Origin of the sequence: Azospirillum brasilense (assembly GCF_003349955.1) — a bacterium.
GTDB classification, from domain to species: Bacteria; Pseudomonadota; Alphaproteobacteria; order Azospirillales; family Azospirillaceae; genus Azospirillum; species Azospirillum brasilense_B.
Window position 1 is genome coordinate 46,304 of record NZ_QLKQ01000017.1, and the last position, 23,307, is coordinate 69,610.

At 68.5% G+C, this 23,307-nt stretch carries 23 protein-coding genes; 16 read left to right on the plus strand and 7 right to left on the minus strand.

Annotated features, from left to right (window positions below):
- Positions 1–2: 2 nt before the first annotated feature.
- Positions 3–689: an HAD family hydrolase gene (locus tag DXK32_RS10095; RefSeq protein WP_114858385.1), complete on the minus strand. Its 687-nt coding sequence runs from the start codon at positions 687–689 to the stop codon at positions 3–5.
- A 311-nt stretch (positions 690–1,000) separates the two neighbouring features.
- On the opposite strand from DXK32_RS10095, the gene DXK32_RS10100 reads away from it, so the two are divergent.
- Complete coding sequence (locus tag DXK32_RS10100) at positions 1,001–1,219, plus strand: DUF1127 domain-containing protein (protein ID WP_014238561.1); 219 nt, start codon at positions 1,001–1,003, stop codon at positions 1,217–1,219.
- A 273-nt stretch (positions 1,220–1,492) separates the two neighbouring features.
- On the opposite strand, the gene DXK32_RS10105 is transcribed toward DXK32_RS10100, so the two are convergent.
- Positions 1,493–2,629, minus strand: coding sequence for a type III PLP-dependent enzyme (locus DXK32_RS10105; RefSeq protein WP_114858386.1), 1,137 nt, complete (start codon positions 2,627–2,629; stop codon positions 1,493–1,495).
- Between the two features lie 442 nt (positions 2,630–3,071).
- Here DXK32_RS10105 and DXK32_RS10110 point away from each other — a divergent pair, with 442 nt between their 5' ends.
- Entirely contained in the window at positions 3,072–3,545 is a 474-nt protein-coding gene (locus DXK32_RS10110) for an MgtC/SapB family protein (protein ID WP_114858387.1), read from the plus strand.
- Here DXK32_RS10110 and DXK32_RS10115 read toward each other — a convergent pair.
- Together DXK32_RS10115 and DXK32_RS10120 are read right to left on the minus strand one after the other, a co-directional pair.
- Complete coding sequence (locus DXK32_RS10115; protein ID WP_114858388.1) at positions 3,529–4,713, minus strand: multidrug effflux MFS transporter; 1,185 nt, start codon at positions 4,711–4,713, stop codon at positions 3,529–3,531. The two genes, DXK32_RS10110 and DXK32_RS10115, sit on opposite strands and share 17 nt — an antisense overlap.
- 64 nt (positions 4,714–4,777) lie before the next feature.
- A complete protein-coding gene (locus DXK32_RS10120) occupies positions 4,778–5,599 on the minus strand; it encodes a M48 family metallopeptidase (RefSeq protein ID WP_114858389.1) in 822 nt (273 codons plus the stop codon).
- 198 nt (positions 5,600–5,797) lie between these two features.
- Between DXK32_RS10120 and DXK32_RS10125 the strand changes: the two genes are divergently transcribed.
- From DXK32_RS10125 to DXK32_RS10180, 12 genes are all read left to right on the plus strand, one after another.
- Positions 5,798–6,928 carry a sensor histidine kinase gene (locus DXK32_RS10125; protein ID WP_114858390.1) on the plus strand — a complete coding sequence of 377 codons (1,131 nt, stop codon included), beginning with the start codon at positions 5,798–5,800 and terminating at the stop codon, positions 6,926–6,928.
- A gap of 110 nt (positions 6,929–7,038) precedes the next feature.
- The gene (locus tag DXK32_RS10130) at positions 7,039–7,395 is read left to right on the plus strand and encodes a nucleotidyltransferase family protein (protein WP_162801131.1); all 357 of its coding nucleotides are present in this window, start codon (positions 7,039–7,041) and stop codon (positions 7,393–7,395) included.
- Positions 7,367–7,855: a hypothetical protein gene (locus DXK32_RS10135; protein WP_114858392.1), complete on the plus strand. Its 489-nt coding sequence runs from the start codon at positions 7,367–7,369 to the stop codon at positions 7,853–7,855. The genes DXK32_RS10130 and DXK32_RS10135 overlap by 29 nt, the downstream gene beginning before the upstream one ends.
- Positions 7,856–8,049: 194 nt before the next feature.
- Positions 8,050–8,442: a hypothetical protein gene (locus DXK32_RS10140; RefSeq protein WP_162801132.1), complete on the plus strand. Its 393-nt coding sequence runs from the start codon at positions 8,050–8,052 to the stop codon at positions 8,440–8,442.
- Positions 8,443–8,754: 312 nt separating this feature from the next.
- Positions 8,755–10,092 carry a sn-glycerol-3-phosphate ABC transporter substrate-binding protein UgpB gene (gene ugpB, locus DXK32_RS10145; RefSeq protein WP_114858394.1) on the plus strand — a complete coding sequence of 446 codons (1,338 nt, stop codon included), beginning with the start codon at positions 8,755–8,757 and terminating at the stop codon, positions 10,090–10,092.
- Between the two features lie 200 nt (positions 10,093–10,292).
- A complete protein-coding gene (gene ugpA / locus DXK32_RS10150; protein WP_114858395.1) occupies positions 10,293–11,177 on the plus strand; it encodes a sn-glycerol-3-phosphate ABC transporter permease UgpA in 885 nt (294 codons plus the stop codon).
- Positions 11,174–12,046 (plus strand): sn-glycerol-3-phosphate ABC transporter permease UgpE, encoded by an 873-nt coding sequence (gene ugpE / locus DXK32_RS10155; protein WP_114858396.1) that lies wholly within the window; start codon positions 11,174–11,176, stop codon positions 12,044–12,046. The genes ugpA and ugpE overlap by 4 nt, the downstream gene beginning before the upstream one ends.
- Positions 12,047–12,062: 16 nt before the next feature.
- Positions 12,063–13,136, plus strand: a complete 1,074-nt coding sequence (locus tag DXK32_RS10160) for a sn-glycerol-3-phosphate import ATP-binding protein UgpC (RefSeq protein WP_114858397.1) — start codon at positions 12,063–12,065, stop codon at positions 13,134–13,136.
- Between the two features lie 80 nt (positions 13,137–13,216).
- Positions 13,217–13,822, plus strand: a complete 606-nt coding sequence (gstA, locus tag DXK32_RS10165; protein ID WP_114858398.1) for a glutathione transferase GstA — start codon at positions 13,217–13,219, stop codon at positions 13,820–13,822.
- Between the two features lie 91 nt (positions 13,823–13,913).
- On the plus strand, positions 13,914–14,348 hold the full coding sequence (locus DXK32_RS10170) for a VOC family protein (protein WP_114858399.1): 435 nt from the start codon (positions 13,914–13,916) through the stop codon (positions 14,346–14,348).
- A gap of 347 nt (positions 14,349–14,695) precedes the next feature.
- Positions 14,696–15,421, plus strand: a complete 726-nt coding sequence (locus DXK32_RS10175; protein WP_162801133.1) for a calcium-binding protein — start codon at positions 14,696–14,698, stop codon at positions 15,419–15,421.
- A 267-nt stretch (positions 15,422–15,688) separates the two neighbouring features.
- The gene (locus tag DXK32_RS10180) at positions 15,689–16,198 is read left to right on the plus strand and encodes a hypothetical protein (protein WP_114858401.1); all 510 of its coding nucleotides are present in this window, start codon (positions 15,689–15,691) and stop codon (positions 16,196–16,198) included.
- A gap of 40 nt (positions 16,199–16,238) precedes the next feature.
- Here the strand turns inward: DXK32_RS10180 and DXK32_RS10185 are convergent, their stop codons facing one another.
- Positions 16,239–17,675 carry a DEAD/DEAH box helicase gene (locus DXK32_RS10185; RefSeq protein WP_114858402.1) on the minus strand — a complete coding sequence of 479 codons (1,437 nt, stop codon included), beginning with the start codon at positions 17,673–17,675 and terminating at the stop codon, positions 16,239–16,241.
- Positions 17,676–18,140: 465 nt separating this feature from the next.
- Between DXK32_RS10185 and DXK32_RS10190 the strand changes: the two genes are divergently transcribed.
- Together DXK32_RS10190 and DXK32_RS10195 are read left to right on the plus strand one after the other, a co-directional pair.
- On the plus strand, positions 18,141–18,611 hold the full coding sequence (locus DXK32_RS10190; RefSeq protein WP_237904835.1) for a Fur family transcriptional regulator: 471 nt from the start codon (positions 18,141–18,143) through the stop codon (positions 18,609–18,611).
- Entirely contained in the window at positions 18,608–18,832 is a 225-nt protein-coding gene (locus DXK32_RS10195) for a hypothetical protein (RefSeq protein WP_014241688.1), read from the plus strand. Before DXK32_RS10190 ends, DXK32_RS10195 begins: the two co-directional genes overlap by 4 nt.
- Positions 18,833–18,863: 31 nt before the next feature.
- Here DXK32_RS10195 and DXK32_RS10200 read toward each other — a convergent pair whose 3' ends face one another.
- Positions 18,864–20,204 carry a DUF1329 domain-containing protein gene (locus DXK32_RS10200; protein ID WP_114858403.1) on the minus strand — a complete coding sequence of 447 codons (1,341 nt, stop codon included), beginning with the start codon at positions 20,202–20,204 and terminating at the stop codon, positions 18,864–18,866.
- Positions 20,205–20,289: 85 nt separating this feature from the next.
- The gene (locus DXK32_RS10205; protein WP_114858431.1) at positions 20,290–23,307 is read right to left on the minus strand and encodes a hybrid sensor histidine kinase/response regulator; all 3,018 of its coding nucleotides are present in this window, start codon (positions 23,305–23,307) and stop codon (positions 20,290–20,292) included.

Here is a 23,307-nt window from a genome sequence, read left to right on the forward strand (position 1 = left end):
ATTCACCAGGCGGCGAGCAGAGGCGGCAGGCCGTGCAGGCTGTCGATGCGGCGGTAATTCTCGGTGGGCGGCTCGGCCACCTCGTGCGCCCAGGTGACGTGGTAGGGCACATGGACGGCGTGGCCGCCGACGGCCAGCACCGGCAGGATGTCCGACCGCACGGAATTGCCCACCATGACGAAGCGCGCCGGGTCCACCCCGTGGCGGTCGAGCAGGCGGCGGTAGGTGGCCGGGTCCTTCTCGCTGATGATCTCGATGGCGTCGAAGTGCCCGGCGAGGCCGGAGCGGGCGATCTTGCTTTCCTGGTCGAACAGGTCGCCCTTGGTGACGAGCAGCAGCCGGTAGCGCCCGGCCAGACTCTCCACGACCTCCTGCACCCCGTCGAGCAGATCGACCGGGTGTTCCAGCATCGCCTTGCCGAATTCGACGAGGCTCTGGATGTCCCGCCCGCCGATGCGGCCGTCGGTCAGGTCCACCGCCGTCTCGATCATCGACAGGACGAAGCCCTTGATGCCGTAGCCGTAGACGCGAAGGTTCTCGCGCTCGGCCTGCAGCAGCCGCCGGTCGATGTCCGCCGGGTCGGCCAAGTGGTTGGCGAGCAGCGCGCGGAAGCGGTCCTGCGTCATCGAGAACAGGGATTCGTTGTGCCACAGCGTGTCGTCGCCGTCGAAGGCGATGGTGTCGATCATGGGAAGAACTCGGTGTCGGACAACGGTCGGGACCAGAGGTAGGACGCGCCGCGGCGGCTGTCCAGCGCTCCGTTTCAAACCCGGTTTGTTGGGTGACTGCACAATTTGTGGCGCCCAAAAGCTGTGCAATCGTCCATTATTCTTGCATCGGTGATATTCCTACGACAGCTATCGAGAAAGCTCACGGCTCGCATACCCACATGGCGGTGGCGGGTTTGCGCGGGATGAGCAATATTCTTTCTCACAAAGCGAGGGCGCGGCGGCCACTTCCGGCAGGCCCCCTCGGGACCTTCAAAGATAGGATGACCACCATGGCAATCGCTCTGCGCACGGCCCCCGCCGGCCGCACCCTGCGCCCTGCTCCGGTGGCGTATGTGCTGGACAGCGTTCTGGACACGTTCGCCCTGTGGCGGCAGCGCACCATCACCCGCCGCGAGCTGGCTCGGCTGGACGACCGGATGCTGCACGACATCGGCATCTCCCAGATCGACGTCGAAGGCGAGATCAGCAAGCCGTTCTGGAAGGCTTGATGCCGCCGTCACGGCTGCGGGAGACCGCAAGGAAAAGGGCCGCCCCCGTGTAAGGGAGCGGCCCTTTTCGCATTCGGGTCCCGTTTTCGGCGTCTGCCCCCTCCCCGGCCCTCCCCCTCTGCGAGGGAGAGGGTGCCTTCTGCGAAGCGGCGGCCAGTCCCCTCCACCTCGAAGAGGGGGAGGGTTAGGGAGGGGGCAGCAGAAGCTGGACATGAAAAAGGCCACTCCTCCCGAAGGAGGAGTGGCCTTTTTCTTGGCCGAAACGCCACCCGATCAGATGCAGATCTGCTGGAGCGGGGCGAAGCCGTTGAAGCAGACCGCCGAGTAGGTCGTCGTGTAGGCGCCCGTGGCGTGGATGCGCACGCGGTCGCCGGCCTTCAGGTCCATCGGCAGCTTGTACTCGGCGCGCTCGTAGAGCACGTCGGCGCTGTCGCAGGTCGGGCCGGCCAGAACGACCGCTTCCGTGTCGCCTTCCCCGTCATCGCCCATCACCTGGATCGGGTACTGGATCGCCTCGTCCATCGTCTCGGCGAGACCGCTGAACTTGCCGATGTCCAGATAGACCCAGCGCTTCACGTCGTTGGCCGACTTGCGGGAGACGAGGACGACCTCGCTCTCGATGATGCCGGCGTTGCCGACCATGCTGCGGCCCGGCTCCACGATGGCTTCCGGCAGGCGGTTGCCGAAGTGGGTGCGCAGGGACTCGAAGATGGCCTGGCCGTAGGCGGTGGTCTCCGGCACGTCGGTGCGGTAGCGGGTGGGGAAGCCGCCGCCCAGGTTGATCATGCCGAGGTCGACGCCCAGCACCTCAAGCTCGCGGAACAGCTGCGCCACCTGGAAGATGGCGTGGTCCCACTGCATCAGGTCCTTCTGCTGCGAGCCGACGTGGAAGGACACGCCGTAGGGAACGACGTTCATGCCCTTGGCCTTCAGCAGCAGCTCCCGCGCCATGGCGAGGTCGCAGCCGAACTTGCGCGACAGCGGCCACTCGGCGCCCTCGCCGGAGGTCAGGATGCGGCAGAAGACGCGGGCGCCGGGGGCGGCGCGGGCGATCTTCTCCAGCTCCGCCTCGCTGTCGAAGGCGAACAGGCGCACGCCCAGCTCGAAGGCGCGGCGGATGTCCGCTTCCTTCTTGATGGTGTTGCCGTAGGAGATGCGCTCCGGCGCGCAGCCGGCGGCCAGGACCATCTGGATTTCCGGGACGCTGGCGGTGTCGAAGGCGGAGCCCAGACGGGTCAGCAGGCTCAGGACCTCCGGCGCCGGATTGGCCTTCACGGCGTAGAAGATCTTGGCGTCCGGGAGAGCTTCCTCCAGGTCGTGGTAGTTCGCTTCCACGACGTCCAGATCGACGACGAGGCACGGGGTCTGCGGACGCTGCTCTTCGAAAAAGCGCGCAATCTTTTCGGTCATCTCAGTCTCCCGGACGCAAGATGAAGGTGTCGGACGAATTGTGAAAAAGCAGGGGCGGAGCGGCCGCGCGCTGCTGACCGGTCAGAAAGAAAAGACGGTCAGGCGCTCAGGCCGCCCATACTGGACTGCCGTGTCGCCTTGCGGGGAAGAGCTGAACGGGACAGAACCGGAAAGAGTCGGAGACGGGTGAGCCGGCGCCCACCCACAACAACATGAACCATCGTAACCTCCAAGACGCCGCCTTGCTTAAGGGACGGTCGGGGATCACGCGTTACGTCGTTGCATAACCACATCTCGAAAAGGACGAGGGGCGGGCCAGCGGCACGTGCGCTTGCGAGTTGCGGTTACATAGATCGAACCGGGCGCCTTTTAAAGTGAAAAATGCGACCGGGCGCAAAAAAGTAGCAAGCGTTACGCAAAGGTAAAAATAGGGAGGAATAACATGGACTTGAGTACGGCCATTCCGGTCTGGGACATGGCGGCCCGGCTGGCCGCGGCGGCGGTTTGCGGGGCGGCGCTGGGACTCGACCGCGAGATCCGGGGCAAGGCGGCGGGGCTGCGCACCCACACGTTGGTGGCCATCAGCGCGGCGGTGACCACCCTGGTTGCGCTGGAGCTTTACTGGGGCATGGCCGGGAAGGGGACGGGCGGGGGCGACATGGACCCGACCCGCGTCATCCAGGGCATCGCCCAGGCCATCGGCTTCATCAGCGCCGGGGTGATGTTCCGCGCCGGGACCACGGTGCGCGGCGCGACCACCGCGGCGGTGATCTGGATGGCCGGCGCGCTGGGCATCGCCTGCGGGGCCGGATTCTACGTGCTGGCGGGGATGGCGCTGGCGCTCTGCCTCGCCGTCACCATCGTCTTCTCCTACGTCCTGCGCTGGATGCCGGACTCGGTCAAGTCCGAGGAGTGACCAGGAGCCGGTGCGCCAGCGCGCCGCCGAGCGCGACCAGCCCAATCGCCGTCATCATCGGAAGCGGGCTGTCCGCGTGGCTGTGGCCGAGCGCCACGCCGATCAGCGCCGCCACGGTCATCTGCACGAAGCCGACCAGGGAGGAGGCCAGCCCGGCCATCATCGGGTAGGGGCCGACCGCCCCGGCCATGGCGTTGGGCAGGGTCAGCCCGGCGCCCAGCATGAACAGGAAGACGGGCCCCACCACCGCCGCCAGATGCAGCACCCCGCCCAGCGCCAGCCCCACCCCGAGCAGCCCGCCCGCCAGCGAGACCGCCGTGCCGGTGCGGATCATCCGCGGACCGCCCAGCCGCACGCTCAGCCGCCCGGCGAGGAAGGAGCCCACCGCGTAGCCCAGCACCACCGCGGCGAAGCTTCCCCCGAACTGGGCGGGCGTCAGGTGCAGCCGCCCGATCAGCACGAAGCTGGACCCGGAAATGAAGGCGAAGATGCCGCTGTAGGCGAAGGCCACCGTCAGCATCTGCCCGACGAAGCCGCGGTCGCGCAGCAGCAGCGCGTAGTTGGCGAGCAGCCGGCCGGGCTGGAGCGCCGTCTCGTCGCGGTTGGCGTTGGTCTCGCCCATCAGGGTCCAGGTGGCGGCCAGGATCAGCGCGGCGAAGCCGGTCAGCAGCAGGAAGTTGCTCCGCCAGCCGAACCACTCCGTCAGGACGCCGCCGAGGATTGGGCCGGCGGCGGGGGCCAGCGTCATCGCCATCGCCATGTAGGCCAGCACGGTGGCCGCCCGGTCGCGCCCGAAGACGTCGCGCACCACCGCCCGCGCCACCACCGGGCCGCAGCAGGCGCCCAGCGCCTGGAAGAAGCGCGCGACGATCAGCGTCTCGATGTCGTCGGTCAGCGCGCAGGCGGCGCTCGCCACCAGATAGATGAGGATGCCGCCGAGCAGGGCGGGCCGCCGCCCGAAGCGGTCGGACACCGGCCCGTAGACGAGCTGCGACACCGCGAAGCCGGCGAGGAAGACCGACAGGGTGAGCTGCACCGTGGCGATGTCGGTGTCGAACACGGTGACCAGTGTGGGCAGGGAGGGAAGATACAGGTCGGTGGACAGCGGGCCGAAGGCGACGAGCGCCGTCAGCAGCACGCGGACGGTCAGGGAATCGGGACGGGGCATGGAAGGAGTCGAGCCGGGGGACGGAGGGAGGGGCGCACTCTAGCAGAGGCTTGACGCGACCCCGTCACGGCGTTTCAGCATGACCGTCATTTTCGGGTGAAACCATTTCCGCGTCCTCGCCGCTTCCCTCGCCGTAGCGCAGCAGCCGCGCCCCGTTGGCCTTCAGCCAGAGGCGCGGCGTGCGGACGTCGCCGGTCAACTGCGCGCACAGCGTCCAGAAGCGCTGGGAGTGGTTCATCTCGCGCAGATGCGCGACCTCATGCCCCACCACGTAATCCAGCACGGACTCCGGCGTCAGGATCAGCCGCCAGGAGAAGGAGAGGCGTCCGGTGGCCGAACAGCTTCCCCAGCGGCTCTTGGTGTCGCGCACGGTGACGGCGGCGACCCGCGCGCCGATCAGCGCCGCTTTGGCGCGCGACCGCTCGGCCAGCTCGCGCCGTGCCTCCGCCATCAGGAAGTCGCGCACCCGGCGGGCGACATGCTCGGCCCGGCCGCCGACCAGGATCGCGCCGTCTTCGCGCCGGGTCGCCCCGCGCAGGTCCGGGGCGTGCCGGATGACGTGGTCGATTCCCAGATAGGGCACCACCGCCCCGTGGGTGAAGGGAAGCTGCGGCGGCAGCGCGGCCAGCCGTGCCCGGACCCAGCCGTCGTGCCGTCCGACGAAGCGCAGGGCCTCCGCCTCCGGAACGCCCACCGGGATCACCACCTGGATCAACCCGCGTCCGGCGTCCACCCGCAGGGTCATCCGGCGGGCGCGGGCGCTTTCCCGCAACTCCAGCGGCACGGGCAGGCCGGCGACGGCCAGGGCGCGCGGGGCCTTCGGGCGCGGGGCTTGGGTTTTGGTGGGGTGGGTTTTGGCGGTGTGGGATTTGCGGCGGCAGAGCATACCTGACTTATAGCCCCTGCGGCCGGCCGGGGCCAATGGGGGCGTTCTCCTTCACATTCAAACGGAATTTGTCCCAAGTGAGTTTTGCATGTGATATTTGACTTCGATGCCCAAATGGCCGGATAAATGTGCTCTGATCTCAGTTTTTGCGGTGAAGTTGTGGCCGAGTATACCCAGAAGAACTCAACCGAAAGTCATATGACGGATCGTGCGATCTGGCTTGAGGCTCTGGTCTCCGCCAACGGCGCCGCTCACGCTCTGCTTGGGCTGGACGCGCGGCTTCTCGTGGTCAATCAGGCTTTTGCCGCCGCCTTCGGCCGCCTGCCGGAGGAGGCGGACGGCAGGGATCTGACCGAGCTGGGCGTTCCGGCGGCCATTGTGTCCCAGGTGGAGGCGCAGGTCCGCCGCGTCGTCCTCACCGGGACCCCGGTGTCGGCCTTCGGCCTGCTGCTCCGGGGCGAGATGGTGCTGAGCCCGGTGCGCGACGCGGACGGGGTCGTCACCGCTGTCGCCGCCATCGCCGACACCAACGCCGCCGCCCTGGCCGCCGCCCGCGCCGAGGCCGAGCGGGCGAAGGCCGAGACCGAGCGGGTCCGCCAGGAGGCCGAGACGGGCCGCACCGCCATCGGGCGCTTCCTGTCCGCCGCCAGCCACGACCTGCGTCAGCCCTTCCAGGCCATGCACCTGTTCCACCATCTGCTGATGGGCCGCCTGACCGATCCCGGCGCGCGCGACCTCGGCGAGAAGCTGGAGATGTCGATCGAGGCGGCGGAGGGGCTGCTGCGCGCCCTGCTGGACGTGTCGAAGCTGGAGGCCGGGCTGGTCCGGATGCAGGAGCAGACCTTCCCCATCGACGAGACGCTGGGCCGCCTGCTCAACGAGTTCGCCCCGGAGGCCGACGCCAAGGCCCTGCGCTTCAACGTCCGCCCCGCGGACGCGGAGGTGAGCACCGACCCGGTGCTGCTGGAGCAGCTTCTGCGCCCCATCCTGTCCAACGCCCTGCGCTTCACCGAGTCGGGCGGCGTGCTTCTGGCGGCGCGGCGGCGCGGCGCGGCGCTGCGCATCGAGGTGTGGGACACCGGAATCGGCATCGCCCCCGCCGACCAGTCGGCGATCTTCGACGACTTCCGCCAGCTCGGCAACCCGAACCGCGACCGCCGGCACGGGCTGGGGCTCGGCCTCGCCATCGTGCGGCGTCTGGCGACTCTGCTGGGCCTGACGGTGTCGCTGCGCTCGGTGCCCGGCCGGGGCTCCGTCTTCGCGGTGGACGTCCCGCTGGCGGCGGAGAGCGCCGCGGAACGGCCGGTCGAGAGCAGCAGCGCGGCGTGACGGCGTGTCCGGTGGACAGCGAAGCCGCTGCGCAGCCACAGTGTTTCTGCTATGCTCTCTCCAGTCCAATGGGCTTCTGGACCAGCGTTGATCGGATTCGGACGACAGCCATGGGAACCACCGGCGCGGCTCATCCGCGATACGATGACATCCGCCGCCGACGCCTTGCCGAACGGCGCGCTGCGGCGTTGCGGGCGCTGAAGCAGGCCGATGCCGTGGCGCGCCGTGCCGGCGGGCGGCTCGTCGTGTTCGGATCGCTGGCCGAGGGAGGGTTTCACGAGCGGTCCGACCTCGACGTTGCGCTGATTGGCGTGCCGGCTGGGATGGACAGCGACGTGGCGGCGGATGTGGACACCCTGCTGACCGTCGCCGGATTCGAGGCGGATGTCATTCCGGATCGTTTCCTGTCGCCATCCCTCCGGGACCGTGTGATGCGCCATGGCTGCGAACCCGGCGCTCTGGGCTGACATCCAGCGGGACCTGGACGCCGCGCGGACCAACATCCGAAACGCGGCGATGCGGGCCGACGCCCTTCAGGCGGGGGAAGGGCTTTCCGGCGATCTGCGCATGGATCGCGAGTACGCGATCGGCCTGATGTTGCACAATGGCTATGGCGCCATGGAGTGCGCCTTGGAACGGCTGGTGCAGGCGGTGGATGGCGGCTTGCCCAGCGGAGCGGCCTATCATGCCGAGTTGATCCGCCGTGCCGCCGCGCCCGTCGCGGGGCTGCGTCCGGCCATGATCACGTCGGAAACGGCTGGTCGTCTTCAGAAGCTGAGATCCTTCCGGCACGCCTTGCGCCATGCTTACGACGGTTACGATTACACCCGTGCCGCCGAGAATGTTCCGGTCGCCGTCGCGGTCGAGGACAGCTTCCGTACGGACATGACGGCCTTCGCGACGTCGATGGGCATCCTGCCGGAATAGCCTGAGCGCTCCCTCCCACCGAACGAACAGAGAGCGCCGTCCTCGCTTGCGCTTGCCGACCCGTCCATCGGCGCTGCGCCGGGCGTCGATGGAGCGCGCATACTTCCTCCGAAGGCCGGGGCCGTTCACGGCCCGCCGGCCCCGGCGTCATGGTCTGGGTGCGCCACAGGCGCGGCCTGGGATCGGAGGGGAGCATGCATCGCGAAGCGGGGTGCCGGCTGGCCGGTTGTCTGGCGGGGATGACGATGGCCGCCTTCGTCGTCCTGCCCGCCGCCGCGCAGACGACGAGCTTGGACTGGGACCAGCGCGGCTGCGTCTTCGGTCCCCGGCCCGGCCTGGACCGGCTGGTGCCCGGCTACAACCCCGGTGCGCAGCCCTATTACTGCCCGCCGCCCGCCGCGCTGTATCCCGCGCCGCCGGTCGCGGCCCCGACGGCGTCGCACTATCTGTCGGCGCCGAGCCGGTCCTACTGCCTGCTGCGCTCCTCCGGCCTGATGGGGAACAGCCTGTCGCAACTGGCCGGGTCGCTGTGCCGGGACGATACCGCGCTGTGGGCGCTCGCCCAAACATGGCACCCCGAGAGATGACGTAAGGGTGATAGTCCGTACTGATACGTACGGCTGATTGACAGCCTCCCCCTCTATCCTTAAGGCTTGCAAAAAAGAAACACATGCGGGGAGGAAAACCATCGATGCCGGCGCAACATCCGCCACCGACTTAAGTCCCGTTCCATGCCTTCCGCAGGACCGACGTTGCAACCGCGAGGAGCGGATGCGGCGCGCCCCTGCGCGCGTGTTCCGGACACGTCACCAAATCTTCACAAGACCGTCGCGGGACCGCAACCCGCGCCCTGCATGTCAGCACATCACGCAATCGATTGGTTCCAGGGAGAGACCACCATGCTGACCCGCCGCACGCTCGCCGTCTCGACGGCCGCCTTCGCGCTCGCCGCCGGTTTCACCGGCGCCGCCCATGCCCAGCAGAAGACCGTCATCGAATTCTGGCACGGCCTGCCCCAGCCGCTCGGCGGCCAGCTCGAGCAGGTGGTGAAGGGCTTCAATGACAGCCAGGACAAGGTCCAGGTCAACCCGACCTTCAAGGGCAGCTATCCGGAGACGATGCAGGCGGCCATCGCCGCCTTCCGCGCCGGCAACGCCCCGCACGTCGTGCAGATGTTCGAGGTCGGCACCGCCACCATGCTGTCGGCCGGCCCGGCCATCAAGCCGGTGCACCAGCTGATGAGCGAGACGGGGTCGGGCTTCGACGCCGCGGCCTACATCCCGGCGGTCCGGGGCTATTACAGCTCCAGGGACGGCAAGATGATGGCCCTGCCGTTCAACAGCTCCACCACCATCACCTTCTACAACAAGGACGCCTTCCAGAAGGCCGGGCTCGACCCCAACAAGCCGCCGGCGACCTGGCCTGAGGTGGTCGACGCGGCGCGCAAGCTGAAGGCGGCGGGCGTGACCTGCCCGATGACCTTCTCCTGGCCGACCTGGACGCAGTTCGAGCAGGTCGGCGCGCTGCACGACAAGCCCTTCGCGTCGGAGGCCAACGGCTTCGGCGGGCTGAACGCCACGCTGAAGATCAACGACCCGTTCTTCGTGAAGCATCTCCAGACGCTGATCGACCTGCAGAAGGAAGGCGCGCTGCGCTACGGCGGCCGCGACAACGCCGCCGACTCGCTGTTCCCGTCGGGCGAATGCGCGATGATCCAGGCCTCGTCCGGCCTGCGCGGGCGCATCGTCAAGGAGGCCAAGTTCAACTGGGGCGCCGCGCCGCTGCCCTACTGGCCGGACGCCATCTCCTCGCCGAAGAACTCGATCATCGGCGGCGCCGCCTTCTGGGTGATGACCTCGCCCAAGCGCACCGCCGACGAGTACAAGGCCGTCGCCGCCTTCTTCAGCCACCTCGCCCGTCCGGAGGTGGACGCCAAGTGGCACATGGACACCGGCTACGTCCCGGTGACGCTCCAGGGCTTCGAGCTGGCGAAGAAGGAAGGCTTCTACGACAAGAACCCCGGCGCCGAGGTGCCGGCGGAGCAGCTGACCCGCACCGCCACCACGGAGAACACCATGGGGCTGCGGCTGGGCAACCTGCCGGAAATCCGCAACATCATCCAGGAGGAGATGGAGAAGGCGTTCCAGGGCCAGCAGACCGCCCAGCAGGCGCTGGACAACGCGGTGAAGCGCGGCGACACGGTCCTGCGCAACTTCGAGCGCGCCAACAAGAACTGAGCGTAACTCCCTCTCCCCTCTGGGGAGAGGGTAGGGGTGAGGGGGTTGCGCGTCTGCCGGGCGTTCCGCGACGCGCAACCCCCTCACCGGCCCATCGGGCCACCCTCTCCCCGCTTTCGGCGGACCGAAGGTCCGCCTGTCGCGTCAGCGCAAACGTCGTTTGCGCGTGAGTGGAGGGGTAGAGGGTTGAAAGGGGTTCCATGCAACGTCGCGTGATTTTCGACAACAAGGCGCTGCCCTACCTGCTGCTGGCGCCGCAGGTGGCGGTGACGCTGATCTTCTTCATCTGGCCGGCGGCGCAGGCGCTGTGGCAGTCGGTGCATCTCCAGGACGCCTTCGGGCTGCGCAGCCAGTTCGTCGGGCTGGAGAATTTCGAGGCGGTGCTGAGCGACCCGAACTATCTGGAGACGGTGAAGACCACCATCGTCTTCAGCGTGTCGGTGACCGTCCTGTCCCTGGGCTCCGCGCTGGGGCTGGCGGTGCTGGCCGATTCGAAGATCCGGGCGGCCGCGGCCTACAAGACGCTGCTGATCTGGCCCTACGCGCTGGCCCCCGCGGTGGCGGCGGTGCTGTGGATGTTCATCTTCAACCCGGACATCGGCATCCTCGGCCGCGCGCTGAACAGCCTCGGCTACGCCTGGGACTACCGGCTGAACGACGGGCAGGCGATGACCATGGTCATCCTGGCGGCGAGCTGGAAGCAGGTCTCCTACAACTTCATCTTCTTCCTGGCCGGTCTCCAGGCCATCCCGCGCTCCGTCCTTGAGGCGGCGAGCATCGACGGGGCCGGGGCGGTGCGCCGCTTCTGGACGATCACCTTCCCGCTGCTGTCGCCGACGACCTTCTTCCTGCTGGTGGTCGACGTCGTCTACGCCTTCTTCGAGACCTTCGGCACCATCCACGCCCTGACCCACGGCGGGCCGGGCAAGGCCACGGAGACGCTGATCTTCCGCGTCTACCAGGACGGCGTGGTCAACCACGACCTCGGCGGCTCCTCGGCGCAGTCGGTGATCCTGATGGTCATCGTCATCGCGCTGACCGCCATCCAGTTCCGCTTCGTCGAGCGCAAGGTGCATTACTCATGACCCGCGACCGCGACACCCCGCGCTCCGGCGGGCGCCTGATGGACATGGTCCCGCACCTGATCCTGATGCTGGGCGTCCTGATCTTCGCCTTCCCGATCTACGTGACGATCATCGGCTCGACCTGGGACGCCGCCACCATCGGGCGCGGCAACCTGCCGCTGACGCCCGGCGGGGAGATGCTGAACAACTACGCCTCGGCCTGGAGCGAATCGCAGGGCGAGCGCGTCATGCACACGCCCGTGCGCATCATGATGTGGAACAGCCTGATCATGGCGCTGGTCATCGCGCTGGGCAAGATCGCCATCTCGATCATCTCGGCCTACGCGGTGGCCTTCTTCCGCTTCCCGCTGCGCATGGCCTTCTTCTGGATGATCTTCATCACGCTGATGCTGCCGGTCGAGGTGCGAATCATCCCGACCTACGAGGTGGTGGCCAACCTCGGGCTGATCGACAGCTACGCCGGGCTGACCATCCCGCTGATCGCCTCGGCCACGGCGACGCTGCTGTTCCGGCAGTTCTTCCTGACCATCCCCGACGAGCTGGTGGAGGCCGCGAAGATCGACGGGGCGGGGGCGCTGCGCTTCTTCCTGGACGTGGTGCTGCCCCTGTCGCGCACCAACATCGCGGCGCTGTTCGTCATCCTCTTCATCTACGGCTGGAACCAGTATCTGTGGCCGCTGCTGATCACCAACAGCGCGGAGATGGAGACGGTGGTCATCGGCATCACCAAGATGATCGGCAACGGCGAGGCCGCGACCGACTGGAACCTCATCATGGCGACGACGGTGCTGGCCATGCTGCCGCCGGTGGCGGTGGTGGTGCTGATGCAGCGCTGGTTCGTCAAAGGCCTTGTGGACAGCGAGAAATAAGAAAGAACCAATCGAGATGGCAACGGTCGATCTGAATCGGGTCCGCAAGTCCTACGGCGCCGTCGAGGCCATCAAGGGCATCGACATCAGCGTCGCGGACGGGGAGTTCCTCGTGCTGCTCGGCCCCTCGGGCTGCGGCAAGTCCACGCTGCTGCGCATGGTCGCCGGGCTGGAGAGCATCACCGGCGGCGAGATCGCCATCGGCGGGCGGGTGGTCAACGGGCTGGAGCCCAAGGACCGCGACATCGCCATGGTGTTCCAGAACTACGCGCTCTACCCGCACATGAGCGTGTTCGACAACATGGCCTACGGGCTGAAGATCCGCGGCCTGCCCAAGGCGGAGATCCAGGCGCGCGTGGCCAAGGCCGCGGAGATCCTGGAGCTTGGCCGCTTCCTCGACCGCCGGCCCAGCCAGCTGTCGGGCGGGCAGCGCCAGCGCGTCGCCATGGGCCGCGCCATCGTGCGCGAGCCCGCCGCCTTCCTGTTCGACGAGCCGCTGTCCAACCTGGACGCCAAGCTGCGCACCCAGATGCGCGTCGAGATCAAGCGGCTCCAGGACCGGCTGGGCATCACCAGCCTCTACGTGACGCACGACCAGGTGGAGGCGATGACGCTGGCCGACCGCATCCTGGTGATGAACCACGGGGTGGCCGAGCAGGTCGGCACGCCGCTGGAGGTCTACCAGCGCCCGGCCAGCCTGTTCGTGGCCGGCTTCATCGGGTCGCCGCCGATGAACATCCTGGACGCGCGCTTCGACGGTGCCGGTCAGGCGGTGGCGCTGCCCGGCGGCACTGCCTTCATCCTGCCGCGCCCGCGGCCCGACATGGCCGGGCGGCCGGTCAAGCTGGGGGTGCGGCCGGAACATCTCGCCGTCACTCCAGGAGACGGGCCGCTGATCGTCACGGTCGAGCTGGTGGAGGCGCTGGGCGCCGACACGGTGGTCTACGGCCGCCTGCCGGACGGCGAGGCGCTGGTGGTCCGGGTCGCCGGCCTGCCGTCCTGCCGAGAGGGCGAGACCCTGCGCGTCGGCGCGCCGCCCGACGCCCTGCACCTGTTCGACGCGGAGAGCGGGCGGCGCCTGCCGGATTGAACGGGCCGGTTGCATTCCCGACTGCCCATGCCCCACTCTCGATCCGTCATGTCCCGCCGGAAACAAGGATAAGAAACGCCATGAAGCTCTACCTGAAGCCGGGCGCCTGCTCGCTGTCGCCGCACATCGTCCTGCGCGAAAGCGGCTTGCCCTTCGACGTCGCGGCCGTCGACCTCGTCGCCAAGAAATTGGAGGACGGCGGCGACTTCCTGGCCGTCAACCCGAAGGGCCAAGTGCCGACTCTGGCGCTCGACGACGGCGCCATCCTGACCGAGGGCGCGGCGATCGTGCAGTATGTCGCCGACCGCGTGCCGGAGAGCGGTCTGCTGCCCGCCGTCGGGACGATGGAGCGCTACCGCGTGCTGGAGTGGCTGAACTTCATCGGCACGGAGCTGCACAAGACCTTCAGCCCGCTGTTCCGCCCGACCACGCCGGACGCCTTCAAGGAGATCGCCAAACAGACGCTGGCGGCCAAGTTCGCGGTCGTCGAGGCCGGGCTGGCCGGTAAGGACTACCTGACGGGCGACCGCTTCACGGTGGCCGACGCCTATGGCTTCACGGTGCTGCGCTGGGCGCCGCGGGTCGGGCTGCCGCTGGACGGCTGCCCGAACATCACCGCCTACATGGCCCGCGTCGCCGCGCGCCCGGCGGTGGCCGCGGCGCTGGCGGCCGAAGGGATCGCCTGACTCACCTGTTCGATCCCGGGACAGCCGGTGATTGCCCGAGTAGACTGGTCGGGCAATCACCGGCAGGGAGGGGGCGAAGGCCCCGACGAGCATGAGCGCAACCGACCGCAAACCCGTTCCGCCCTTTCACCTCGCCTTTCCCGTCCGCGACAAGGAGGAGGCGCGCGCCTTCTACGCCGGCCTGCTGGGTTGCGGGGTGGGGCGTGAGTCCGACCGCTGGATCGACTTCGACCTCTACGGCCATCAGGTGGTGGCGCATGTGACGGAGGATGCCGGGACCCGCGCCACCAACCCGGTCGATGGCGAGGACGTACCGGCCAGCCATTTCGGCGTGATCCTGGAGTGGGACGACTGGCACGCGCTGGCCGACCGGCTGAAGGCCGAAGGCGTGCGATTCCTCATCGAGCCGCAGATCCGCTTCAAGGGGCAGGCGGGCGAGCAGGCCACCATGTTCTTCCTCGACCCGAGCGGGAACGCCCTGGAATTCAAGAGCTTCCAGGACATGGGACAGATTTTCGCGCGGTGAAGGGCGCGTGAGGCTGATTTGTCTTTCAATGGAACGTTGGCCCTCCTCCCCACCGGGTGGAGGGCATTTTTCTGCCGACCCGCGGTCTCATCCTCATTCTGTTCGTGTAGCAATGGAAAAGCAGATAAAGGCCGCTGGTCAGAATGTATCCTTTGTCACCATCACTTTTATTTATTTGATTAGTTAGTTAAGTAATGAAAATAGTGCTTTTGTGTGTATTTTATTGTTGTTGACTGTTTGTTTTTCCCATGACAAATCTCGTTTTGAGAGCATTCCTGATGCTGTGTTCAACCACATGCTGTTGTGTGCATGAGCGAGCGCAGGTGAGGAGCCTCTGTTCGGAAAACATGATCGACCGGTCCGGTGAAAGCCGCACGGTTGGTCGAATAAGAAGACTTTCCGAACATTCACTCGACGATGCACAAAATGAGTGGGGATTCGACATGAGCGTCATCAATGGAACGCCTGCGTCCGAAGTGATCGATCTGCGGGGATTGGTCCCCGGGCCGTACGAGACCGGCAACGGCTCCGCGGCGGGCGCCGGCAACGACACCGTGTATGGCAGCAGCTATCCCGACGTGATCCAGGGCGGGAGCGGAAACGATCTTCTTTACGGCTTCAACGGAAACGACATTCTGGTCGGCGACGAAGGCAACGACACGCTGTACGGCGGCAACGGAAATGACAGCCTCTTGGCCAGCGCCGGGAACGATCACCTGCTGGGCGAAGCCGGTGACGACACGCTGTATGGCGGGGCGGGCAACGACGTCTATTATCACTCGGCGAACGGCGGCGTCGACCTCATCAACGACGACAAGTCGGAAGCCGGAATGCCGGGCTATGGCGGCGGCACGTCCGACGTCGTTTACTTCACCGATGTGACGATGGCCAATCTCGCCTTCTACCGCCCGACGGGAAGCAACGACCTGTGGATTTCCAGCATGGCCGACTTCAGCGACGGTTATCTGAACGACGGCGTGATCATCCAGGACTTCTACCTGGGTGGCAACAACACCGTCGAGTACCTGTACAGCTCCGACTCCTACGCGTTCAATCTGACGACGCTGCTCTGATCGGCCCATCGTCGCGACAAAGCAGAACCGCCGCGGCACCCGCGGCGGTTTTTCTTTAATGGGTGTTTTTCTTTGATGGGAAGAAAATGGTTCGACGCCATCGGCATTTCTTTCACCCCCGCTGGGAAAATCCGGCCCTCTCATCCGGTTCCCTTTTTCCCCTCCGCTTCGGCGAAGGCCTGCGGTCGGGCGCCGGCGGGAATGGCATGGAAACTGCTAAGGAGAAAGTTGCCGAAAGGATGTTGACGATCAACCAGGAGATGTTTCATGAGCAGCCTGTCCGTCTCCGCGCCGGGATATGGTCCGTCGGGCGCGTACACACTGAACGGCGGCACGGTCACCCGCTTTTCGGCGGCGACCAAGGCCACGCCGGAGATGATGGCGCGGGTCGGGGTCGGCGATTCCACCTTTCAGGAGCAGATGAGGATCGCCGGCGACCCGAACGCCGTGGACCCGGCCGTCGCGGCGCGCAGCCGCGCCGTGCAGGCCCACACCGTGTTCCGGCAGGGTGGTCAGGTCGTCGCCGCCGTTTGGCGGGATGGCCAGACGCAGATGAGCAATGGGCTTGCGTCGCGGCTCGACTGGACCGCGCTGGAGCGGCAGACGGCGGCCATGTCCGAAGCGCAGCGGCGGGACGTGATCGCCGCGGCCATCGCCAAACAGCTCGGGGGAAGCGTCCAGGTCCAGCGCTACGGCGACAGCGGCGCGGCGCCGACGCGTGGCTCGGTGATCGACGAGCAGGCCGCGGCGAACCGGGCGGTGCGCGGCGGGCGGTGATCCCGCCGCGCGGCCGGCAGCTTTCAGGCCACCCGGACTCTCAGGCCGCGGACCGCTTGTTGCCGCCCGGCTGGCTGCCGTGCGGGGCGGGGCGGCGGTTGTGGCGGTTCTGCTGGTTGGCCGACACCTTGGCCTTCAGCGGCTGGTCGCCGGTGGCGCCGGCGACCCGCGCGCCCTGCGGCGCCGGCGGCTTCGCACCCTGGGCCTTCGGCGCCTGAGGCTTCTGGCCCTGCGGCTTGTTGCCGCCGGCCTGCTGCTGCGGCTGACCGCGTCCCGGACGGGGCTGCTTGGGCGCCGGCTTCGGCGGCTTGGCGGAGGAGGCGTGGATCGCCGCCACCACCGACGCGTGGTAGGGGTGGTCGTGGTCCGCCGGGACCGGCTGGCGGATGGTCTTCTCGATGGCCTTCAGATAGGCCACCTCCTCGGCGTCGCAGAAGGACACCGCGCTGCCGTCGGTGCCGGCGCGGGCGGTGCGGCCGATGCGGTGGACGTAGCTTTCCGGCTCGTTCGGCAGGTCGAAGTTGATGACGTGCGTGATGCCGTCGATGTCGATGCCGCGCGCCGCGATGTCGGTCGCCACCAGCGCCTTAAGGTCGCCGCTGCGGAAGGATTCCAGCGCGCGCACGCGGGCCGACTGCGACTTGTCGCCGTGGATCGCGTCGGCCGGGACGCCGGCCTTCTTCAGATGGTCGGCGATGCGGTCGGCGCCGTGCTTGGTGCGGGCGAAGACGATCGTCCGCTCCATGGCACCTTCCTGGAGGAGGTCGGCGAGCAGGCGGCGCTTGTCGGCGCGGTCGACGAACAGCACGCGCTGGGCGATGCGCTCCACCGTGGTGGACTGCGGCGCCACTTCGATCCGCTCGGCGTCGGTCAGGATGCTGTGCGCCAGCTCGACCACGGCTTCCGGCATGGTGGCGGAGAACAGCAGGGTCTGGCGCTGCTTCGGCAGGACCGCGACCACCTTCCGCACGTCGCGGATGAAGCCCATGTCGAGCATGCGGTCGGCCTCGTCCAGGACGAAGATCTCGACCTGGTCGAGCACGCACTGCTTCTGGGCCATCAGGTCCAGCAGGCGGCCCGGAGTCGCCACCAGCACGTCGGTGCCGCGGGCGAGCGCCGCGACCTGCGGGCTCTGCCCGACGCCGCCGTGGATCACCGTGCGGCGGATCGGCAGGTGCCGGCCGTAGGTGCGGAAGCTCTCGCCGATCTGCAGAGCCAGCTCGCGCGTCGGCGTCAGGATCAGGGTGCGCGGCGCCTTGGCCTGCACGCGCTTCTTGTTCTGGAACAACCGCTGCAGGATCGGCAGGGTGAAGGCGGCGGTCTTGCCGGTGCCGGTCTGGGCGAGGCCGAGCACGTCGCGGCCTTCCAGAAGAACGGGGATGGCGCCGGCCTGGATCGGCGTGGCGGTCTGGTAACCCTCTTCGGCGACGGCGCGCAGAAGGGGCTCGATCAGGCCGAGGCCACTGAATTCGGTCATACGGGGAGGGTCCTGGTCACGTGAACAGAGGCTGCACCTGGGCCGTGCCCGGACTTTGCCGGGGGCGGCGTGGCTTGGGGCGCTCCGCCGCGGGAGTGCGCGGAGCCATCAATTCACCGTGGGAAGGCGCAAGCGGCGCCGGTACCGGGACGACGAGGAGCCGGCAGCCCCAAAGCAAAATCGACCGGACACACATAGGGGGTGGGGCGGCTTTTGGCAAGCAAACAAGGGCCTTGGCCGCGTTCCGGACCGGAAATGTCCCTATGTTGGCCGTCCTTGGCGGGAGACAGTGAGGGGAGGGTGGCGCCGTCGCACCGGACGTGCGGCCTTTTGCCGCGTCAATTCCCGGACAAAAAAACGGGGTATAAGATTGCGAATGAATTTCAGTATTATGATTGGCGCTGCAGCATGGCGCCCCGGATCGCGGGGGACGGCGCCGCAACGGATGGCAAAGGCGGTGGGGCAATGACGTCGCGTCTCGAATCCTTGTGCCTGGAAAAGGGACTGAAGATGACCGGCCAGCGCCGGGTCATCTCGCAGGTTCTGTCGGAGTCGGAGGACCATCCCGACGTGGAGGAGGTCCATCGCCGCGCCGTCCTGATCGACCCGCGCATCTCCATCGCCACGGTCTATCGCACCATGCGCCTCCTGGAAGACGCTCAGGTGATCGAGAAGGTGGACCTGGGCGACGGCCGTGCCCGCTATGAAGAGGCGTCCACCGACCATCACCACCACCTGATCGACACGCGCAGCGGGCGGATCATCGAATTCGCCAGCCCGGAGCTGGAGGCGCTGAAGGAGCGCATCGCGCGGGAACTGGGCTACCGCATCGTCGGTCACCGGCTGGAAATCTACGGCGTTCCGCTCGACAGCGTGTCTCTCGACGGCGGCGACGCGCTGGACGGCAACTCTGGGGAAGGTGGGGAGCGTCGATGAAGAGCATGCGCTGGCTGACGATCGATCCCTACCCGGCGGTGAGCCTGAATTGCCGCGACGCGGTCCAGCGCTGCTACGCCGGCCTGTGCGACTGCGGCCAGCCGGAGCGCTACGCGCTGGAGGCGGCGGTGACCGTCTTCCGCTACCACCATCCCGAAACCCCGCCCTTCCAGGCGGAAACCATCGTCAGCCAGTGGGTGGCCGGCCCGGTCCGGCACTGACCTCCCGCCGGCCGCCTCACCCCCAGCCGCCTCACCAACGCCGCCGCTTGCGCTCCAGAGTGTCGGGGGCGAAATCCTCGGGCCGCAGGGTTTTGGCGAAGTCCGGCGGGGCGAGCTGGTTGTCGAGGCCGTTCACCACATAGCGGTCGCCCGTGAGGTCGTAGGTGATCTCCAGCGCCGGGGCGAAGACGGGCACCTGGGGATAGGCGATGCCGTGCGCCTCCGCGTAGCGGACCAGATCGCCCTTGGCGTCGTAATGGTCGGCCATGACGATCTGCCAAGTGTCCTCGTCCAGATAGTAGGTGCGCTCCGGCAGGGCGTGGCGGAAGTTCGGCTTCACCCGCGCCTCGACGATCCACACCCGGTGCATCTCGTAGCGCAGGAACTGCGGGTTGGGGTGGCCCAGCCACAGGAAATCCACCGGCGCGAGGCCGGGCGTGTTCATCCGGCTGGCGTTGTAGGGCACATACATCTCCCGCCGCGTCACCAGCGCGAAGTCGAAACGGTCGAGCGGGCCGCTGAACATGTCCAGCATGTCGGCGGTGCGGATGCCGCCGCTGGCCGGGTCCGGCGTGTCGTAGACGAAGTCGGACGCGCGGACGGGCTTTCCCGTCTCCCCCTGGCGAAACCAGGCGGCGAAGCCGGCCTGGATCGGGTTCAGCGTGCCGTGCAGCAGCAGGGTGGTGCCGGCCTCCGCCTTGGGCATCAGGGTGGTGCGGCGGTAGTGGAAGGGGCGGCCGCCGTCGATCCCGGCGGCGTAGCTGGACTGCCAGTCCTCGCGGTAGACCGCCGCGGTGTGGATACCGCCGGCCTCCGGCAGGATGGTGGCGCCGGTGCGGCTGAAGAAGTTGCCGCGCCAGCGCAGGATGTGGTTCCACATCGCCTGCACGCCGTTGGCCGGAATGGGGAAGGGCACCCCCACCCGCGCCCCGTTCAGCGCCAGACCGTTCTCGCCCAGCCGGGCGCGCCTGGCGTTCTCGATCGATTCGTCGTAGACGCGCTGAGGGGCGGCGGCGCTGCGGCGGCTGGGGAAGACCGGGATCTCGAAGGACGGATACTTGGCCAGCATCTCCTGGAGGCCGGCGGACAGGCGGACCTTGTAGCGGTCGATGTCCGCCGGTCCCACGGTGAACCAGCGCCCATCCTCGTCGTAGGGATCGGGCATGGGCGCGCCCGGCTTCCAGCCGCCGGGGGTCTGGGTCAGCCCGCCCTTCCAGGCCGGAATGGCCCGCGTCCGGCTGGCGCCGCGCACCGCTCCGAAGGGGGTCAGCTCCTCGCCCAGGGCGGGAACCTTCTCCTGCGCGGCGATCGGGGCCGCGTAGGGAAGCACCGGCAGGGAGAGCAGCAGGCTGGAGAACTGGCGGCGGTTCATGCGCGTCTCGCGGCGTGGCGGGTTGCGGGGACAGTACCCCAATCGGACGCCGGTTCGAACGGACAAAGGGGGTTCGGCTGGCCGTTCAGGAGGGCGGTGCCGCCGTGATGAAGCGTTCGACCTCCCGCATCGCCCGGTCCAGCGTTGCGGCCAGCGCGCTCACCCGCTCCCAGGGGGCGTCCTGCATCACCGCCTGCTCCAGCGCCTGCGCCGCGTCCCCGAGGGGTGTCGCCCCGGCGTTGCGGGCGCATCCCTTCAGATTGTGGGCGCCGGCGCGGATCGCCGCTCCGTTCCGCGCGGCGGCCGCCGCGACGACCTCGTCGGTGATGTGGCGGCCAATGCCGACGAAATCGTTCAGCAACTCGTCCATCAGCGCCCGGTCGTCGTCGCAGAGCCGGCGCAGCACCTCGACGTTGACGGGGAGCGGCTCGACGGGGGCGGCGTCCGGTGGCTGGGAGGAAAGGGGTGGCGCTGCCGGGTCCGACACCGGGTCCACTGTCAGGTCCGATACGGGAGGCGGCAGGAAGCGGGACAGCGCCGCGTCGAGTTTCATCAGGTCCAGCGGCTTGCTCAGCGCCTCGTCCATGCCGGCCGCGCGGTAGCTCTCGATGTCCGCCGGGGCGGCGTTGGCGGTCAGGGCGACGATCGGCAGATGGGCGCCGGTCATGCGCTCCGACGCGCGGATGCGCCGGGTCAGCTCGAACCCGTCCACCTCGGGCATCTGGATGTCGGTCAGCAGCAGGGCGTAGCGCCGCCGCTCCAGCGCCTCCAGCGCCTCCGCCCCGCCGTTGGTCAGCTCCGCCGTGTGGCCCAGCGAGATGAGCTGCATCTGCAGGACCTTGCGGTTGATGGCGTTGTCCTCCGCCACCAGGATCAGCCGCCCGCGGGCTTCCGCCTCGGCGATGAGGCGCTCCGGACTCAGCGGAGCCGGGGCGCAGGGCGCGTCGGGCGGCGGCCCGCCGGCCGGTGCGGCGTCCGGCATGGTGCGCCCGGCGGCCTCCGCCACCGCGCGCACCAGCGGGGTGCGGCGGACCGGGCGGCTCACCGGGACCGATCCGTCGACGAGACGACCGCCAAGGGCCGCCGGGTCCTGCAGCAGCACCGTCGGCACCCGCGGTTCCCCGACGCGGCGGCCCAGAAGCTGCGGCGCCTGGGCGGCGGCGGGGGTGTGCAGCGCCTCGTCGACCACCACGACGTTCAGCGCGCCGCGGGCTTCGCTGGCCGCCCGGGCCTGTTCGGCCAGGGCGCCCGGCTCCCCGGCGGCCAGCACCCGTGCCCCGGCGGCCTCCAGATAGTCGGCGACGATCCGGCGCTCCACCGCCTCCGGCAGACCGACCAGGACGGTCAGGCCGGCAAGGTCCGGCTCCGCCATCGCCAGCGGGGCCGTCGCCGTCGGGGCGGCCGGCGAGGCGATGGCCGCCGCGCTGTCCAGCGTCAGCTCGACCCAGAAGATCGAGCCCGCCCCCGGCGCGCTGTCCACCCCGATCGCCCCACCCATCAGCGCGACCAGCCGCCGGCAGATCGACAGGCCCAGCCCGGTGCCGCCGAAGCGCCGGGCAGTCGAGCTTTCCGCCTGGGTGAAGGGCTGGAAGAGCTGGCGGCGCGCCGTTTCGGAAATGCCGATTCCGGTGTCCGCCACCTCGATGCGCAGCCGGGTGCCGCCCCACCGGTCGTCGCCCGTCGGCGCCGCCCGGGTGGCCTGCACGAGGATGCGCCCGCGCTCGGTGAACTTGATGGCGTTGCCGCACAGGTTGAACAGGATCTGGCGCAGCCGCACCGGATCGCCGATCAGCGCCGGCGGCAGCGCCGGGTCCACGTAGGTCAGCAGCGCCAGCCCCTTGGCCCGCGCCGCCGGGGCCAGCGTCTCGGCCACCCCTTCGACCAGGGCGGGGATGGAGACGGGCACCTGCTCCAGATCCATCTTGCCGGCCTCGATCTTCGAGAAGTCGAGGATGTCGTCGATGATCCGCAGCAGCGAGGTCGCCGATTCCCGCATGGTCGCCACGGTGTCGCGCTGCCCGCCGTCCAGCGGCGTGCGCTCCAGCAGCTCCAGCATGCCCAGCACGCCGTTCATGGGCGTGCGGATCTCGTGGCTCATGGTAGCGAGGAAGGCGGACTTGGCGGCGGTCGTCTGTTCCGCCTGCTCCTTGGCGCGTTCCATCTGGTGCTCGGCCAGCTTGCGCCGGGTGATGTCGTAGACCCAGGCGAGATGGACCGGGCGGCCGTCGAGCAGCGTTGGGTCCACCGACACCAGCGCCCAGAAGACGGAGCCGTCGGCCCGCCGCACCCGCACCTCGGCGTCGCGCAGCGAGCGGCGGAAGAAGGTCCAGTGCGTCTCGTGCGCCTCGGTGTTGTCCGGCTCGATGAACAGGTCGGCGATGGAGACGCCGACCAGCCGCTCCTTCGGCACGCCCAGCAGATGGACCAGCCGGTCGTTGCACGTCACCAGCACGCCGTCGTGGGTGTAGGCGCAGACGCCGACCGGGCTCGATTCCAGGATGACGCGCATCTGCTCGCGGCTCTGCCGCAGCTCCTGCGTGCGCTCGGCCACCTTGGTCTCGATGAAGCGGATGTGGTCGTAGGCGCGCAGCGCCGCGATCACCGCGGTGAACAGCCCCTCCGCCGACAGGTCGGCCTTCGATTTGTAGTCGTTGATGTCGCAGCCGACGATCACGTCGCGCTGCGGTGCCTGCCCCGGCTGGCCGGTGCGCAGGATGATGCGGACGTCCGGATTTCCCAGCGTGCCGCGGATCCAGCGCACCAGAGTCAGACCGGCGTCCTCCTCCTCCATCACCACGTCGAGCAGGATGACGGCGATGTCCCGCCGGTTGCGCAGCACGGCGCGGGCCTCGGCGGCGGAGCGGCAGCCGATCAGCTCCAGCCGGCGGCCCTGGAACGCGACATCGGCCAGCAGGAGGGCGGTCATGGCGTGGACGTCGTCCTCGTCGTCCACCACCAGGACGGGCCAGGGCTGGGCTCCGTCGCCGTCCCCGTCCTCCTCGTCGGCGAACAGGATGTCGTCGTCCGGGTTGGGGTCCTGGCTGGGGGCCGGGCTGGGGGCCGGGTTGGTGTCGGTGTCGGGCATGATCAGCTCGTCGGTCAT

What these genes read in the sequence shown, in the direction of transcription:
- DXK32_RS10095 (WP_114858385.1), bottom strand. Translation starts at nt 689, where the DNA reads ATGATCGACACCATCGCCTTCGACGGCGACGACACGCTGTGGCACAAC.
- DXK32_RS10100 (WP_014238561.1), top strand. Translation starts at nt 1,001, where the DNA reads ATGGCAATCGCTCTGCGCACGGCCCCCGCCGGCCGCACCCTGCGCCCT.
- DXK32_RS10105 (WP_114858386.1), bottom strand. Translation starts at nt 2,629, where the DNA reads ATGACCGAAAAGATTGCGCGCTTTTTCGAAGAGCAGCGTCCGCAGACC.
- DXK32_RS10110 (WP_114858387.1), top strand. Translation starts at nt 3,072, where the DNA reads ATGGACTTGAGTACGGCCATTCCGGTCTGGGACATGGCGGCCCGGCTG.
- DXK32_RS10115 (WP_114858388.1), bottom strand. Translation starts at nt 4,713, where the DNA reads ATGCCCCGTCCCGATTCCCTGACCGTCCGCGTGCTGCTGACGGCGCTC.
- DXK32_RS10120 (WP_114858389.1), bottom strand. Translation starts at nt 5,599, where the DNA reads ATGCTCTGCCGCCGCAAATCCCACACCGCCAAAACCCACCCCACCAAA.
- DXK32_RS10125 (WP_114858390.1), top strand. Translation starts at nt 5,798, where the DNA reads ATGACGGATCGTGCGATCTGGCTTGAGGCTCTGGTCTCCGCCAACGGC.
- DXK32_RS10130 (WP_162801131.1), top strand. Translation starts at nt 7,039, where the DNA reads ATGGGAACCACCGGCGCGGCTCATCCGCGATACGATGACATCCGCCGC.
- DXK32_RS10135 (WP_114858392.1), top strand. Translation starts at nt 7,367, where the DNA reads ATGGCTGCGAACCCGGCGCTCTGGGCTGACATCCAGCGGGACCTGGAC.
- DXK32_RS10140 (WP_162801132.1), top strand. Translation starts at nt 8,050, where the DNA reads ATGCATCGCGAAGCGGGGTGCCGGCTGGCCGGTTGTCTGGCGGGGATG.
- ugpB (WP_114858394.1), top strand. Translation starts at nt 8,755, where the DNA reads ATGCTGACCCGCCGCACGCTCGCCGTCTCGACGGCCGCCTTCGCGCTC.
- ugpA (WP_114858395.1), top strand. Translation starts at nt 10,293, where the DNA reads ATGCAACGTCGCGTGATTTTCGACAACAAGGCGCTGCCCTACCTGCTG.
- ugpE (WP_114858396.1), top strand. Translation starts at nt 11,174, where the DNA reads ATGACCCGCGACCGCGACACCCCGCGCTCCGGCGGGCGCCTGATGGAC.
- DXK32_RS10160 (WP_114858397.1), top strand. Translation starts at nt 12,063, where the DNA reads ATGGCAACGGTCGATCTGAATCGGGTCCGCAAGTCCTACGGCGCCGTC.
- gstA (WP_114858398.1), top strand. Translation starts at nt 13,217, where the DNA reads ATGAAGCTCTACCTGAAGCCGGGCGCCTGCTCGCTGTCGCCGCACATC.
- DXK32_RS10170 (WP_114858399.1), top strand. Translation starts at nt 13,914, where the DNA reads ATGAGCGCAACCGACCGCAAACCCGTTCCGCCCTTTCACCTCGCCTTT.
- DXK32_RS10175 (WP_162801133.1), top strand. Translation starts at nt 14,696, where the DNA reads ATGATCGACCGGTCCGGTGAAAGCCGCACGGTTGGTCGAATAAGAAGA.
- DXK32_RS10180 (WP_114858401.1), top strand. Translation starts at nt 15,689, where the DNA reads ATGAGCAGCCTGTCCGTCTCCGCGCCGGGATATGGTCCGTCGGGCGCG.
- DXK32_RS10185 (WP_114858402.1), bottom strand. Translation starts at nt 17,675, where the DNA reads ATGACCGAATTCAGTGGCCTCGGCCTGATCGAGCCCCTTCTGCGCGCC.
- DXK32_RS10190 (WP_237904835.1), top strand. Translation starts at nt 18,141, where the DNA reads ATGACGTCGCGTCTCGAATCCTTGTGCCTGGAAAAGGGACTGAAGATG.
- DXK32_RS10195 (WP_014241688.1), top strand. Translation starts at nt 18,608, where the DNA reads ATGAAGAGCATGCGCTGGCTGACGATCGATCCCTACCCGGCGGTGAGC.
- DXK32_RS10200 (WP_114858403.1), bottom strand. Translation starts at nt 20,204, where the DNA reads ATGAACCGCCGCCAGTTCTCCAGCCTGCTGCTCTCCCTGCCGGTGCTT.
- DXK32_RS10205 (WP_114858431.1), bottom strand. Translation starts at nt 23,307, where the DNA reads ATGACCGACGAGCTGATCATGCCCGACACCGACACCAACCCGGCCCCC.